The 13661-nt window shown below is 51.2% G+C and carries 15 protein-coding genes; 8 read left to right on the top strand and 7 right to left on the bottom strand.

Going from position 1 to position 13661, the window contains the following annotated elements:
* Positions 1–9 precede the first annotated feature (9 nt).
* From BQ6873_RS14325 to BQ6873_RS14310, 4 genes are all read right to left on the bottom strand, one after another.
* On the bottom strand, positions 10–594 hold the full coding sequence (locus BQ6873_RS14325) for a cytochrome c oxidase assembly protein (protein ID WP_076593246.1): 585 nt from the start codon (positions 592–594) through the stop codon (positions 10–12).
* 157 nt (positions 595–751) lie between these two features.
* Entirely contained in the window at positions 752–2353 is a 1602-nt protein-coding gene (gene ctaD, locus BQ6873_RS14320; protein WP_076593245.1) for a cytochrome c oxidase subunit I, read from the bottom strand.
* Between the two features lie 18 nt (positions 2354–2371).
* Positions 2372–3532: a cytochrome c oxidase subunit II gene (gene coxB / locus BQ6873_RS14315; protein WP_076593244.1), complete on the bottom strand. Its 1161-nt coding sequence runs from the start codon at positions 3530–3532 to the stop codon at positions 2372–2374.
* A gap of 536 nt (positions 3533–4068) precedes the next feature.
* A complete protein-coding gene (locus BQ6873_RS14310) occupies positions 4069–5013 on the bottom strand; it encodes a methyltransferase domain-containing protein (protein WP_076593243.1) in 945 nt (314 codons plus the stop codon).
* 73 nt (positions 5014–5086) lie between these two features.
* Here BQ6873_RS14310 and BQ6873_RS14305 point away from each other — a divergent pair, with 73 nt between their 5' ends.
* The 3 genes from BQ6873_RS14305 (at position 5087) to BQ6873_RS14295 (ending at position 6970) form a co-directional block, all read left to right on the top strand.
* Positions 5087–5830: a ComF family protein gene (locus BQ6873_RS14305; RefSeq protein ID WP_076593242.1), complete on the top strand. Its 744-nt coding sequence runs from the start codon at positions 5087–5089 to the stop codon at positions 5828–5830.
* Between the two features lie 87 nt (positions 5831–5917).
* The gene (trmL, locus tag BQ6873_RS14300) at positions 5918–6400 is read left to right on the top strand and encodes a tRNA (uridine(34)/cytosine(34)/5-carboxymethylaminomethyluridine(34)-2'-O)-methyltransferase TrmL (RefSeq protein WP_076593241.1); all 483 of its coding nucleotides are present in this window, start codon (positions 5918–5920) and stop codon (positions 6398–6400) included.
* Positions 6401–6478: 78 nt separating this feature from the next.
* A complete protein-coding gene (locus tag BQ6873_RS14295) occupies positions 6479–6970 on the top strand; it encodes a copper chaperone PCu(A)C (protein WP_076593240.1) in 492 nt (163 codons plus the stop codon).
* Between the two features lie 74 nt (positions 6971–7044).
* On the opposite strand, the gene BQ6873_RS14290 is transcribed toward BQ6873_RS14295, so the two are convergent.
* Both BQ6873_RS14290 and BQ6873_RS14285 read right to left on the bottom strand, forming a co-directional pair.
* A complete protein-coding gene (locus BQ6873_RS14290; protein ID WP_076593239.1) occupies positions 7045–7503 on the bottom strand; it encodes a DUF411 domain-containing protein in 459 nt (152 codons plus the stop codon).
* Between the two features lie 65 nt (positions 7504–7568).
* Complete coding sequence (locus BQ6873_RS14285) at positions 7569–8417, bottom strand: ferritin family protein (RefSeq protein WP_076593238.1); 849 nt, start codon at positions 8415–8417, stop codon at positions 7569–7571.
* Positions 8418–8772: 355 nt separating this feature from the next.
* On the opposite strand from BQ6873_RS14285, the gene BQ6873_RS14280 reads away from it, so the two are divergent.
* From BQ6873_RS14280 to BQ6873_RS14265, 4 genes are all read left to right on the top strand, one after another.
* Positions 8773–9369 carry a glutathione peroxidase gene (locus BQ6873_RS14280; protein WP_076594150.1) on the top strand — a complete coding sequence of 199 codons (597 nt, stop codon included), beginning with the start codon at positions 8773–8775 and terminating at the stop codon, positions 9367–9369.
* A 218-nt stretch (positions 9370–9587) separates the two neighbouring features.
* Positions 9588–10277, top strand: coding sequence for a response regulator transcription factor (locus BQ6873_RS14275; protein ID WP_076593237.1), 690 nt, complete (start codon positions 9588–9590; stop codon positions 10275–10277).
* The gene (locus BQ6873_RS14270) at positions 10264–11514 is read left to right on the top strand and encodes a sensor histidine kinase (protein WP_076593236.1); all 1251 of its coding nucleotides are present in this window, start codon (positions 10264–10266) and stop codon (positions 11512–11514) included. The genes BQ6873_RS14275 and BQ6873_RS14270 overlap by 14 nt, the downstream gene beginning before the upstream one ends.
* A gap of 261 nt (positions 11515–11775) precedes the next feature.
* A complete protein-coding gene (locus BQ6873_RS14265; protein ID WP_076593235.1) occupies positions 11776–12489 on the top strand; it encodes a TerC family protein in 714 nt (237 codons plus the stop codon).
* Between the two features lie 117 nt (positions 12490–12606).
* Here the strand turns inward: BQ6873_RS14265 and BQ6873_RS14260 are convergent, their stop codons facing one another.
* Positions 12607–13014 carry a hypothetical protein gene (locus BQ6873_RS14260; RefSeq protein ID WP_076593234.1) on the bottom strand — a complete coding sequence of 136 codons (408 nt, stop codon included), beginning with the start codon at positions 13012–13014 and terminating at the stop codon, positions 12607–12609.
* Positions 13015–13172: 158 nt separating this feature from the next.
* Between BQ6873_RS14260 and BQ6873_RS14255 the strand changes: the two genes are divergently transcribed.
* Positions 13173–13634: a ProQ/FINO family protein gene (locus BQ6873_RS14255; protein ID WP_076593233.1), complete on the top strand. Its 462-nt coding sequence runs from the start codon at positions 13173–13175 to the stop codon at positions 13632–13634.
* The last annotated feature ends 27 nt before the right edge of the window (positions 13635–13661 follow it).

Here is a 13661-nt window from a genome sequence, read left to right as displayed (position 1 = left end):
CTTTTACTATTATCCTGCCACTGCCGATTTTAATTCTGCCTTCTTTTCGCGTCCGGCTATCTCGAAGAATGTGTACGACAAGGTAATCGTCTTCACATCCTTGGGCAAAGCCGGATCCAGATAAAACACTACCGGCATCTGCTTCGCCTGACTCGCTTCCAGCGTTTGCTGCTGGAAGCAGAAGCATTCGACTTTCTTGAAATGCGCTGCAGCTTGCTGCGGTGCATAACTCGGAATTGCCTGTGCTTCTACGCTGTGCGCTTGCGTGTTGACTACCTCATACACCACCTGAGCCATTTCGCCCGGATGCACTTGCATGCTATTGACCGTCGGACGAAAACGAAACGGGCCTTGTGTATTGGCATCAAACTCAACTGTAATCGTTCTGCTCTTGTCGACCTGCGAATTATCGATCGGTTTTACCTTCATCTCTTGCGAGGTGAGGATATTGACGCCAGTAATTTCACAAATCTGCTTATAAATGGGAACAAGCAGGTAACCAAAACCAAACATCATCACAGCAATCACAACCAGTTTGCCAAACATCTGGGCATTCAACTTGCTGTGCTTAGTATCTTCTGTCTGGTTTTCCATCTTTACCCTAAACAAACCACAAGCGTTTTGCGATTACACCGAACATGAACATCGCTGCGACTACCCCAAGTATCAGGGCCGTCCGCAGGTTACGCTTTTTCTGTTCCGTCTTATGATCCGACATCGCAATGTGGCAGGCTCACGCCTGCCACTCCGTTTATTTTACTGTTGGAGGAGTTTCAAATGTATGGAACGGTGCTGGGCTAGGTACAGTCCATTCCAGACCTTCTGCGCCTTCCCATGGTTTATCTGATGCAGGAACGCCGCCTTTGATTGACGGGATCACAACTGCAAACAAGAAATAAACCTGCATCAAACCGAAGCCCAAACCACCTATCGACGCGATCATGTTGAAGTCGGTGAACTGCGCTGGGTAATCAGCGTAACGACGTGGCATACCGGCCAATCCCAGGAAGTGCATAGGGAAGAAGGTGACGTTGAACAAAATCAGCGAGCCCCAGAAATGGATCTTGCCGCGTGTTTCGTTGTACATGTAACCCGTCCACTTTGGTCCCCAGTAATAGAAACCAGCGAACAAGGCAAACAAGGAACCAGCCACTAACACATAGTGGAAGTGGGCAACAACGTAATACGTATCTTGCAGTTGAATATCGATCGGTGTCACAGCCAGAATCAGGCCGGTGAAACCACCCATCGTGAACACGAAGATAAAGCCGATTGCGAACAACATAGGTGTTTCGAATGTCATCGAACCACGCCACATCGTTGCGATCCAGTTGAAAATCTTCACGCCGGTCGGTACCGCAATCAGCATCGTTGCGTACATGAAGAACAACTGTGCAGTCACCGGCATACCGGTGGTGAACATGTGATGCGCCCACACCATGAACGACAGAATCGCGATGGAAGCTGTTGCGTACACCATCGATGCATAGCCGAACAACTGCTTGCGCGCGAAGGTAGGAATGATGTGCGAAACGATGCCAAACGCCGGCAAAATCATGATGTACACCTCTGGATGTCCGAAGAACCAGAAAATGTGTTGATACATGACTGGATCACCGCCACCAGCAGCATTAAAGAACGATGTGCCGAAATGGCGATCGGTCAATGTCATGGTAATCGCGCCAGCCAGAACCGGCATCACAGCGATCAGCAAGTAAGCAGTAATCAACCAGGTCCAGCAGAACATCGGCAACTTCATCAAGGTCATGCCAGGCGCGCGCATGTTCAAGATAGTGACGATGATGTTGATCGAACCCATGATCGACGATGCACCCATGATATGCAGGGCAAAAATTGCCATGTCCATACCAGGACCCATTTGGGTCGACAGCGGTGCGTACAGTGTCCAACCAGCAGCAGTCGCGCCACCAGGAACCAGGAAGGACACGGCCAGCAGAATCGCAGCAGGTGGCAACAACCAGAACGAGAAGTTGTTCATCCGTGCAAACGCCATATCAGATGCGCCGATTTGCAGTGGCACCATCCAGTTAGCGAAACCAACGAAGGCCGGCATAATCGCGCCGAACACCATCATGATGCCGTGCATGGTGGTCAGTTGATTGAAGAATTCCGGTTGCATCAATTGCAAGCCAGGTTGGAACAACTCGGCGCGTATCAACATCGCCAAGAAGCCACCGGACAACAACATTACGAACGAAAACCACAGGTAGAGCGTACCGATATCCTTGTGGTTAGTCGCGTATACCCAACGACGCCAGCCATGCGGATGATCGTGCGCATGGTCGTGGTCGTGCGAGTGATCGTGTGCGTGATCGACTGCGGTTGTACTCATCTCTGTCTCCCGATTCAATTACTTACGCGCAGCCAGCACTTCTGCTGGTTGGACAATGTTTTCCGCAGCCTTGTTGGACCAGTGATTGCGGGTATAGGTAATCACCGCAGCGATCTCTGTATCCGACAACACAGGCTTCCATGAAGGCATCGCACCCTTGCCTTCCATCACCATATGGATGTTGGCTGCTTTCGGTCCGGTAACAATCGGGGACGCATCCAGTGCAGGGAAGCTGCCGGGTACGCCTTTACCGTTTGCCTGATGGCAAGCGATACAGTTGGCTGTGTAGACTTTTTCGCCGCGCTGCACGAGTTCATCTACCGTCCATGTCTTGGTAGGATCATCCGCATTGGCAGCCATTTCTTTTTTCTTGCCATCTACCCATGCTTTGTAGTCTTCGTCACTGACGACATTGACAACGATAGGCATGAAGGCGTGATCTTTACCGCACAACTCGGCGCACTGACCACGGTAAGTACCGATTTTCTCGGCCTTGAACCAGGTGTCGCGTACAAAACCAGGAATCGCATCTTGCTTGACGCCGAACGCAGGAATCATCCATGCGTGTATCACGTCATTGGCGGTCAGAACAATACGAATCTTCTTGTTGACCGGCACGACGACTGGATTGTCGACTTCGATCAGGTAGTTTTCGTTTTTAGCAATGCTGGAATTGGTGATTTGCTCGCGTGGGGTGGACAGATTCGACAGGAAGTTGATGCCTTCGCCTTCACCGTTCAGATAGTTGTAACCCCATTTCCACTGCATACCAGTGGCTTTAATGGTGATATCTGCATTGGAGGTATCTTTCATCGCCACGACTGTCTTGGTCGCAGGCAGTGCCATACCGATAACAATCAGGAAAGGGACGATGGTCCACGCGATCTCAACCGCGGTGCTTTCATGAAAAGTGGCCGATTTATGACCGAGCGACTTGCGATGCTTGATGATCGAATAAAACATGACGCCGAACACAGCAACAAAGATCACCAGACAGATGATCAGCATTAATGTGTGCAGTGAATAGATTTGCTCTGCGATTTGCGTTACAGGCTCGTGAAAATTGAGCTGACGCACTGCAGGTCCGCCGGGACTATCGGTTACCGCCCAAGACGGCAAACCAGCCGCCAGGAACGACGCACCGAGCATCAAAGATTGAAGGCGCTTCGCATGTTTCATGATTTCCCCAAAAACCCAAATAAGAATTCTGTTTTAACCACCGGGCACAAATGCAAGCCCCAGCTCCTAACGCAGTTCATAGATGAACTCGCGCCTCTTTCTTGTATTTCGTCAAAATCACCCCACGTGCAACACGTATACCGAGGAATTCCGACCTATCAGTCGATGCCGCTTCGCTGGCGGATCGATCTTTGTATTAATAACGTACTAACTTGAATTGCTGCGCTTTTCGGCCGAAACCAACGCAATCCCAGCAAATCGTCGCGGAAATATCGAGCGATTATGTTGCAGCAAGCATTATCAGTTAGCCATCACACGCCACTTGAACGCCAAGTGCACGCAAAACCGTCGAAGTATAAGATGGAAAGGGTTTTGTTATCAAGCATAAAAACAAATGGCCATGCCCCTTGTTTAAGTGCTTTTCGCGCGTTTCAAGTGCTGCAAATACGAAAACTGGATGAGTGCTTTTAATTATCCAGGAGAAACCTTTTTCAATTGTGCGAAGCGCAAAATTGATGTCTATTTGGCAAATATTTTTATCTTTTTGGTGGATCAAAACGGATAATTGACTCGCCACTTGCTGTTGCGCGTGGCGCCGGACGAAATGCGTGCCCATAGACAACTTCGAAGGTGAGCGGGACTTTCCCGTCCGCGCCGCGACTTTGCTCCAGCACATCCACCGCTCGTTGCCATGCCTTTTTACCAAGCAGTCCTCTGCGTCGGGTATCCAGCGGATTGCCGCCCAAGGCACGCACGTCTTCCAGTAGCTTTTCTACCGTGCCGTATGTCACGGTCAGCGTTTCCATGTCCATCACCGGCGTCGAAAAACCGGCATTAACCAGCATGTCACCAAAATCATGCATGTCCACAAATGGCAACACATGTGGCTCATCATCAGCCGCCGCGAACGCGGCACGCAGTTCTTTAAATGTATCGGGACCAAAGCAGGAAAACATCAGCAAACCATCCTGACGCAATACCCTTCGCCATTCGACAAACACCTGATCCGGCTGCGGATGCCAATGCAGCGCCAGATTGGACCAGACCAGATCGACTGCATTGATGCCCAGTGGAAGTCGCGCAAAATTGCCGCACAATAGACTTGCACTCGAGTCCTTGCCCAAGCCCATGCTGGCCGGCAGCCATTGCTGCAGCAAGCGGTTCATAGACGATAAGGCCGCAACCTGACTTTCCTGCGCCGCAGCCAGCATCGCTGGCGACGCATCCAGTCCAAGCATGACTGCCTGCGGGAAGCGTTTTTGCAAGGTCGTCAGATCCGCACCTTCGCCGCAACCGGCATCCAGCACGTGCTCAGGTGAAATTTTGACTAGCGCCAAACGTTCATGCATACGAGTAGCAATCTCGCGTCGCAAGAAGCTGGAATCAATAATGCGCGCAGGATCACTGAACAGTGTACGCACACGATTCAAGTCTATCGGCGCACTGAGTTTGGAGTCGGGCTGGGGAGGATGGGCGGACACGAGTAATGAAATGCTTCAATGAGATAATGCGCGCAAGTTTACACGCTTACACGTAGGAAGGCTGGATTGCGCGATGCTTTATCGTTTTCTTGACTGGTCCCGACACATCATTCGACGCCTCCCGGCGGCGATTCCTTCGTCGTGTGCGCTCTGCGGCATCACCGATGAGACGGCTTTGTGCCAAGACTGCGCCGCACAATTCTTTAGCCGCCATCCGTCGCGCTGCAGACTATGCGCATCGCCGCTTGCGCATACGACAACAGCACCACAACAATGCGGCGAATGCCTGCGCAATCCGCGCGCCTTCGACGCCACCATCGTGGCCAGCGATTACACCGCGCCTATCGACCATTTGGTACTCGCGCTCAAATTTGGTAATCGCCTGGCATTGGCACCTTTGTTTGCTCGTCTGATGCTGGATGCAATCTTGCGCGAACGCGCATTTGCCATGCCGACCTTATTGACGGCCGTCCCGCTAGGCGAAAAACGATTGGCCGAACGCGGCTTCAATCAGGCACTCGAAATTGCCAAACCCTTATCTCATGCGATTGCCATTCCACTGGAGCCACAGTTGCTAGAGCGCACGCACGACACTGCTATGCAAGCGCTACTGCCACCAGCCGAACGACACCAGAACATTCGCCACGCTTTTATTCTGTCACCGCAAGCGGCCGCACTGGTACGCGGCCAGCATATAGGCATCGTGGATGATGTCCTGACAACTGGAGAGACATTGAATGAAATCGCCGCAACCTTGAAGCGATATGGTGCAAGCCGTGTCACCAACTTCGTCTTCGCCAGAACACCGCCGAAATAAAGCCGCCATCTGGTATCCCGTAAAAAACCCAAGCCACCTGCCCGCTTTCGCAATAAACTGGCGACCTGCTTGATGAGGAGAATCACTTTGTTTCATGTTGTACTGGTTGAACCAGAAATCCCACCCAATACCGGCAACATCATTCGCCTGTGTGCCAATACCGGCGCGCAACTGCATTTGGTCGAACCGCTAGGCTTCCCACTTGATGATGCCAAGATGCGTCGTGCCGGCCTCGATTATCACGACTACGCGCAAATGAAGGTGCATAGCAACTGGCAAGCATTTCTGGAGTCATTCCCAGCCGAGCAGCCACTGAATCCGGCACGCATGTTTGCGATGACGACACATGGCTCGACACCATTTGCCAATCTTGCTTTCCAACCTGGCGATATTTTTGTCTTCGGTTCGGAAACCAAAGGCTTGGAAACCAGCTTGCGCGAATCCTTTCCACCATCGCAACGTATACGTTTACCGATGCGGCCAGATAATCGCAGTCTGAATTTATCCAACACCGTTGCAGTCGTCGTGTATGAAGCGTGGCGACAAAACAATTTTGCCGGTGGCCAATAAGCATCGTTTTGTTTTAGGCTACGATAAGCACACTCTTTTGACCTCCGAAGCCGGCTGTATCCTCACCCAAGGAATCTCATGAACCTGCGTCAACTTTCTTTCGCCGTCCTTACATTCGCAATCAGTACAGCTGCTGTTGCTCACGACTATCGCGTCGGCGATATCTCTGTCGACCATCCTTATGCACGCGCCACAGTCGCAGGTCAAACCAGCGGCGGCGCTTATCTGACATTGGAAAACAAGGGCAATAGCGCCGACACCTTGATCTCAGCCAAATCACCAGTGGCGGCATCGGTAGAAATCCACACCATGTCGATGACAGCAGACCATGTGATGCGCATGCGCGAAGTCGGCACTCTGGAAATCAAAGCCAAGGAAAAAATAGCGATGCAACCGGGCGACGGTTATCACATCATGTTGATAGGCTTGAAGTCACCGCTCAAAGTGGGCGACAAACTCCCACTGACATTGACCTTCAAAAAAGCCGGGAAGATAGAAACATCTATCTTTGTAGAAGACGGCAAGAAGAAAAGCGAAGAAACCGACAGCATGGAACATCACCACCACTGATCGTCATCACGGCAATCCCGAATAAAAAAAGGACGTTTTTAAACGTCCTTTTTTATTTGTCTCAACCCGCAGTATTACTTGGCGGCATAGTGTCGGTAAACCCTGGATGAGCCATCCGCCTGAAACAGCACGACATCATAAGCATCGGCCGGCTCGCCCTCTACTTCCATCCCAGGCGATCCCATCGGCATGCCAGGAACAGCCAATCCTTTGGCCTTCGGCTTTTCTGCCAGCAAGCGCTTGATATCAGCCGCCGGCACATGGCCTTCCAGCGCATAACCATTGACCACGCCTGTGTGGCAACTGCCCAGTGCTTGCGGCACGCCAAATTTGGTTCTATAGGCTGCAGTATTCGGCACATTGTGCGCATTTACCTTGAAACCATTTTTTTCCAGATGCGTAATCCATTCGGTACAGCAACCGCAGGTCGCACTTTTATATACATTAATCACCGGCTGACTTGCTTTGGCGAATGAGATCGCCGGAACCATACCGACCAGCGCCAAGGCTTGCAAGATTGTGCGACGTTGCATAGTTTTTCCTTTACATAAAAAAAGCCGCAAACATGCTTGCGGCTTTTTAATCGAATGATGCGAACTCAGACTGGTTGTGCAGCTGCGATACGCGTCACGACTTCCTTGCGATAGCGATTCAGTTCCTGCACGGTACCAAAGGTACGCTCGAACAACAGCGACATATTGTGCAGAATGCGATCCACGACTTTCTTTTCCCATTCGCTGTCGAACTTGATCTGACCGTCGAGCCAACGCTCCAGCCATTCCGGATCAGGCAAACGCGATTGCACCGTATCGTTCGGGAACAAGGATTGGTTCACGTGCAGATTGGTCGGGTGCAATGGTTTTTCCGTACGACGGGCTGAAGCCATCAAGACGCCGATCTTCGCAAAGGCGGCGCGTGCTGTATCGCCGACTTCTACCAATGCTTTTTTCATGTAGCGCAGATAAGCGCCGCCGTGGCGTGCTTCATCCTGGCTGATGATTTTGTAGATTTGCTTGATGACAGGCTCTGTGTGCCAATCGGAGGCGCAACGGTACCAGTGATTCAAACGGATTTCGCCGCAGAAATGCATCATCAATGTTTCCAGCGCTGGCGCTGGATCGAATTCGAAACGTACGTTGTGCAGCTCTTCTTCAGTCGGAACATATTCAGGACGGAAGCGACGCAGGTATTCCATCAGCACCAAGGAATGCTTTTGCTCTTCGAAGAACCAAACCGACATAAATGCGGAAAAGTCACTGTCGCCGCGATTGTCACGCAAGAACATTTCGGTTGCAGGCAAGGCAGACCACTCGGTAATCGCATTCATGCGGATCGTTTGTGCCTGCTCATCGGTCAGTTTGGAGCCGTCGAACTGATCCCATGGAATGTCTTTTTCCATGTTCCAGCGAACTTGCTCTAGCGATTTAAACAATTCTGGGTACAGCATACGCGCCTTAAAAATTGAGTTAAGTCCTTGATTCTACCAAGAAATCCACCGCCCACCCAGTATCTGGGACTAAACAGGCCCGCATTTCTCTGGAAAAACATTGCCTGATTCGATTCTTTTCAAGTATCGAAAACGCGTCTATCCCGCGCCGTTACTTGCTTTTTTAATGTTTTCTTAACGTTGAAATCGAACGCAAAAATCAGTCCTTAATTACTAAAAATTTAAACTATCTGAGGCCGAATTCAATCTGTTTTTCACTTAGCACATGGTAATAGGCAATTTTTTCCGCTCCATGACAAACCCTGCGTCTTGGTGCAATATGATCTACATCAACACACACTCAATTGGCCTGGTCATGACAAATAAATTCATACGATTGCTTCTGCGTTGCGTACTTCTAAGCGGCCTGGGCATCGGTACGCATGCAATGGCACAAACTCCTGCCGCGGCACCTGCGGCCTGCCCTGCGACACTAAATTACTCCGTTAATCGCTTGCAGGATGAAGTACCACAGAACCTTTGCCAGTACGCAGGCAAGGTGCTGTTGGTCGTCAATACGGCAAGTTATTGCGGCTTTACCGGGCAATACGAAGGATTGGAACAGCTTTATGCCAAATACAAAGCGCAAGGCTTGGTGGTGCTCGGCTTTGCCTCCAACGATTTCGGCCAGCAGGAACCAGGTGCCAATAAAGAAATCGCTGAGTTTTGCTACAACACCTACGGCGTGAAATTTCCGATGTTTGCCAAAACCTCGGTTATCGGGCCAAACAGCAATCCTTTTTATAAAGGACTGATGGCAGCGGGCGCGACCACGCCGAAATGGAACTTCCATAAAATCCTGCTGGATCGCAACGGTAAAGTCATAGACAGTTATCCTTCAAAAGTAACGCCAGAAGACAAAAAACTGGTTACTGAGATAGAAAAAGCGCTCGTGCAAAAAGCACAGCCTTAAACCACATGCACAAACGGGGAATCTAGTCTGTCGTGTGGCTGATACGGATGTAAAAGACGATTTTCTGCAAAATGCTGCGATACGCAGCACGCGCAGGCATAATGACGATGCTTTAAACAAGCTGATTCAAAAAGCCGTTCCTCAGGTTGCACGACTGAGTGATTTTCCAGACACGCCCAAAATTAAGAGATAACGGACGAGCAATCGCCCCCACTACCATGCGCATTCTGATCATTGAAGACAATGCCGATATCGTCGCGAATCTGTATGCATTTCTTGAGCCGCGCGGCTATGTACTCGACTCCGCCGCAAACGGATATGCAGGCTTCGCACTCGCAGCACAGCATGACTACGATGCCGTCATACTCGACATCAAATTGCCCGGTATCGACGGCCTGACCTTATGCCGCAAAATGCGCGACGAATTGCAAAAAGACACGCCGGTGTTGATGCTGACCGCGCGCGATACGCTGGACGATAAAGTTGCCGGCTTTGACAGCGGCGCAGACGATTATCTGGTCAAGCCATTCTCGCTGCTGGAAGTGGAAGTACGCCTGAAAGCATTGGTGCGTCGCGCCCGCGGCAAGAACCAGGGCACGAACTTCCTGAGCGTCGGCAATCTGGTATTCGACACCTCGACCTACCAAGTCAAACGCGATGGCATTCCTATCTCGCTGACCAAAACCGGATTCAAGATCCTGACCTGCTTGATGAAAGAAGCTCCTAAAGTCGTCTCGCGGGAAACGCTGGAACTGGAAGTATGGGGAGATCATCCGCCTGATAGCGATGCGCTGCGCACCCACATCCATGCGTTGCGACATGCACTGGATAAAGCACACCCGTTCGCCATGCTGAAGACGGTGCAAGGTATCGGCTATCGTCTGGTAGAAGCGGATGAAACGCCCTAGTACGATACGGCGGCGCATAGTCGTCGCCTATCTTTTTTTCGCACTGGCAGTTTGTACATTCGTTGGCGTTATTGCCTCTGTTGCCATAGTCGGCATAGAGGATTTACTGGTTGACGAACATCTGCGCAGCATCGCGGCATGGGCATCACCGCGACATGCGGCCGGCATGCCGGTAGAAATGCCGTCTGACGTCAACTTCTATCACGGCCCCGATATCCCACCAGAACTGCGCGATCTGCCACAAGGCGTCGTAAAGAAAACCTTCGACGGCCAGACCGTGCATTTGCTGGTCGGCCAGGATGCAGAAGGCACTTACGTCGTGCTTGATCGCGCCAGCGAATACAAAAACATCGAGCACGTGATTTACGCCATGCTCGGCGCCGGCTTTCTCGGCTTTGTCGCCCTGTCCCTCTTTCTCGGCACCTTTATCGCGCGCGGCTTTGTTGATCCCATCATCAAGCTGGCAGCAGCGGTCATGGATAAAAAGAGCAAGGCAGAATTGCCATTACTCAACAATCAGGATGAATTAGGCATATTGGCGCGCTCGTTCGCTGCGCATACTGCCGAACTCAAGCAATTTCTGGCACGTGAGCGCTTCTTCACTGGCGACGTCAGCCATGAACTGCGCACACCCTTGACGATTATCATCGGCGCGTCCGAGCTGCTGGTGGAACAAACTGCCACACAACCGGCGCTACACGCACCCGCCCAACGCATATTGCGCGCTGCCAAAGAGGCAACCAATTGCGTCGGTGTGCTCTTGCTGCTGGCACGACGCCCGGACACCATAGACCGACCGTTAACCTCCATTTCCGAAGTAATCCGATCAGAGATAGAGCGTGGCCAGCCCTTGGTAAGGGATCGGCCTATCAGCCTGCACTTCCAGGAAGGCAAGGATTTCTCGGTATTTGGACGCAAGGAGTTACTGTCGTCGGCCATCGGCAACCTGATCCGCAATGCCTGCGAATATACCGATGAAGGCTCAGTCGTCGTCTCCATCCAGGACCACAGTGTGCTGGTGGAGGACACCGGCCCCGGCGTTCCGGACATTATCCGCGCACGCCTCAAGAACGACCCCTCACAACCGGCACTGATAGGCTCAGCCGGCTCCGGTCTCGGCCTGGCTTTGGCCATACGTATCTGCGAATACTTGGGCGCCAAGCTCGAGCACGACGACAGGCCGCAAGGGGGTAGTATTTTCCGCATCCACTTCCAATCAGTTTTAACGGAAAACTAACGTTAATATCACGTAATTTTAAGTTCTTCCGAGCTAACCTGCGCCTGCGTAGAGACGTTAATTGCATAGCAAAAACGTCCCTTCCAGTCTGGGTTGAAGTCTTCTATATTGAAGCTTGAACTCCATGCATTGAACCACCAGGAAATGTGCACGCATTAGCGCTTGTAGTGGCCAAAAGATGGCGTCGGATTCGTCCGATGGCAGACAACAACATAGTCGTAAGTCGACCGCCACTTTAATTCAACAAACCTTGAGGAAGACATGGAATTACTAGGATCTCCAGCATTTTGGGCAGCACTCGGCAACATCATCTTGATCAACATCGTGTTGTCCGGCGATAACGCCGTTGTCATCGCCTTGGCAGCCAAGTCCCTGCCACCAAAACAAAAGAAAATGGCCGTTCTTTACGGTAGTGCAGCGGCGATTATCCTGCGTATCGTTTTGACCATTTTTGCTCTGCAATTACTGACGCTGCCGTACTTGAAGTTAATCGGCGCAGTTCTGCTGTTCTACATCGGCGTGCAATTGCTGTCCGAAGATGGCGGCGAAGAGAATATTGAAGGCCACTCCAACCTGTGGGGCGCCATCAAAACCATTCTGATCGCCGATTTGGTCATGAGTCTCGATAACGTGCTCGGCGTTGCCGCTGCAGCCAACGGCAATGTCACCTTGCTCGTCATCGGTCTGGCTATCAGCGTACCGTTGATCGTATTCGGTAGCACACTAGTGTTGAAGTTGATGGAAAAATTCCCAGTCATCATCACGCTGGGTGCGGCATTGCTGGGCTATCTGGCTGGCGAAATGTTGTTCTCCGATGCAGCGGTTACGCCGTGGATCGAAGCCAATATCCCGCACCACGAAATCGCCTTGTTCGGCAGCGCTCACTTGAGCATTCCAGGCTTGGTACTTGCAATTGGCGTTGTCATCGTAGGTAACTACTTGAGTAAGCGTCACCACAAGGAAGCAACAGCGTGAGTTAGAAACGATCGCTGCTCAGCGATCGTTTCAGTTCGTAATAGATAAGTCAAAGGGCGAACCAGCATGGCTGATTCGCCCTTTGTTTTTCTGCAGGTAAACTTGTCGTTTAGGCGTTTAGTACTTTTTACGATTGAAATTATGATCGACGACCAATCTTGTCGTTGCGATCAAACTACTCAAGCCAAGCACCAACTGCGTCAGACGATCTCCCGGCAAATGCCAGATTTGTGTAGCTGAGGCTTCTACTTGCGCAACCGCAGCGATCAGCGGCGTGACCCATTCAGCTTCAGGCGTCACATCCAGCAAGACATCGCCCTCCGATGTCGTGTGCAGAAAAATATCTCCGCCCTCAGTCAGACAAAAGCAAATACCCCAGCCGCTCGCTTTGCCGTTTTTAATCAAATACTGAATATTGCGGTTTTGATGATCGATCCATGCTTCCACATCGTAGGTGGTTTTTAAGACTATCCATGGCCGCTCTATCGGCTCATCCCGCTCGTTTTCGTCATCTTCGTACATCATTGCATCTCATTCATGAATGGATAAATCATGCCGCACTGTACACGCTACGCGAGAAACCGGCAGCGGTAATCCAGATAAAAAAGAGACAATTACAGGCAATACCGCAGCATCGTGATATCCTGCGAACCCTAAGCTTATCCATTGCTCGACTGCTGTTAATGACGACTACCGAATCTACGCCTAACCCAATTCAATCCGCACGTACCTTGCTTAAGGAACTTCAGGAAAAATTCACCGTATTCGGCGAATACCTGCCCTTGGCCATCGGCATCGACAAGCAACTGATCGCACAAATGCCCGATGTCAGCCGCAAATCATTGCGCACCGCACTCGGCATACATACCAATTCCCTGCGTTATCTGAAAGGCATGGAAAAAGCGACTGTACGTTTCAACCTTGATGGCAGCAATGCTGATGAAGTGACAGAAGTGCACCGCACACATGCCACGACGACGCTGAAAGAACGCTTCAAGAAGAATGCGGAACAACGCAAAGCACAGCGACAAGCGGAAGAAACACAGCGCAAAGCTGCCGCCAAGCAACGTGAAGCAGAAGAAGCCGATCGCATGCGCGCCGAGAAATTAAGTCAGCTCGCCGAGAAATTCTCGCGCAAGAACTGATACCTATGCGTTGTCTGGCGACTGCCA

Origin of the sequence: Herminiimonas arsenitoxidans (genome assembly GCF_900130075.1) — a bacterium.
GTDB lineage: Bacteria > Pseudomonadota > Gammaproteobacteria > Burkholderiales > Burkholderiaceae_D > Oxalicibacterium > Oxalicibacterium arsenitoxidans.
This window is presented reverse-complemented; position numbering and strand designations above follow the sequence as displayed.

Excerpts from the sequence above, each read along its gene's own strand:
- BQ6873_RS14295 (WP_076593240.1), top strand. The coding sequence starts at position 6,479 with ATGAACCTGCGTCAACTTTCTTTCGCCGTCCTTACATTCGCAATCAGT.
- BQ6873_RS14305 (WP_076593242.1), top strand. The coding sequence starts at position 5,087 with ATGCTTTATCGTTTTCTTGACTGGTCCCGACACATCATTCGACGCCTC.
- BQ6873_RS14290 (WP_076593239.1), bottom strand. The coding sequence starts at position 7,503 with ATGCAACGTCGCACAATCTTGCAAGCCTTGGCGCTGGTCGGTATGGTT.
- BQ6873_RS14325 (WP_076593246.1), bottom strand. The coding sequence starts at position 594 with ATGGAAAACCAGACAGAAGATACTAAGCACAGCAAGTTGAATGCCCAG.
- BQ6873_RS14270 (WP_076593236.1), top strand. The coding sequence starts at position 10,264 with ATGAAACGCCCTAGTACGATACGGCGGCGCATAGTCGTCGCCTATCTT.
- ctaD (WP_076593245.1), bottom strand. The coding sequence starts at position 2,353 with ATGAGTACAACCGCAGTCGATCACGCACACGATCACTCGCACGACCAC.
- coxB (WP_076593244.1), bottom strand. The coding sequence starts at position 3,532 with ATGAAACATGCGAAGCGCCTTCAATCTTTGATGCTCGGTGCGTCGTTC.
- BQ6873_RS14265 (WP_076593235.1), top strand. The coding sequence starts at position 11,776 with ATGGAATTACTAGGATCTCCAGCATTTTGGGCAGCACTCGGCAACATC.
- BQ6873_RS14285 (WP_076593238.1), bottom strand. The coding sequence starts at position 8,417 with ATGCTGTACCCAGAATTGTTTAAATCGCTAGAGCAAGTTCGCTGGAAC.
- BQ6873_RS14280 (WP_076594150.1), top strand. The coding sequence starts at position 8,773 with ATGACAAATAAATTCATACGATTGCTTCTGCGTTGCGTACTTCTAAGC.
- BQ6873_RS14275 (WP_076593237.1), top strand. The coding sequence starts at position 9,588 with ATGCGCATTCTGATCATTGAAGACAATGCCGATATCGTCGCGAATCTG.
- BQ6873_RS14260 (WP_076593234.1), bottom strand. The coding sequence starts at position 13,014 with ATGATGTACGAAGATGACGAAAACGAGCGGGATGAGCCGATAGAGCGG.
- BQ6873_RS14255 (WP_076593233.1), top strand. The coding sequence starts at position 13,173 with ATGACGACTACCGAATCTACGCCTAACCCAATTCAATCCGCACGTACC.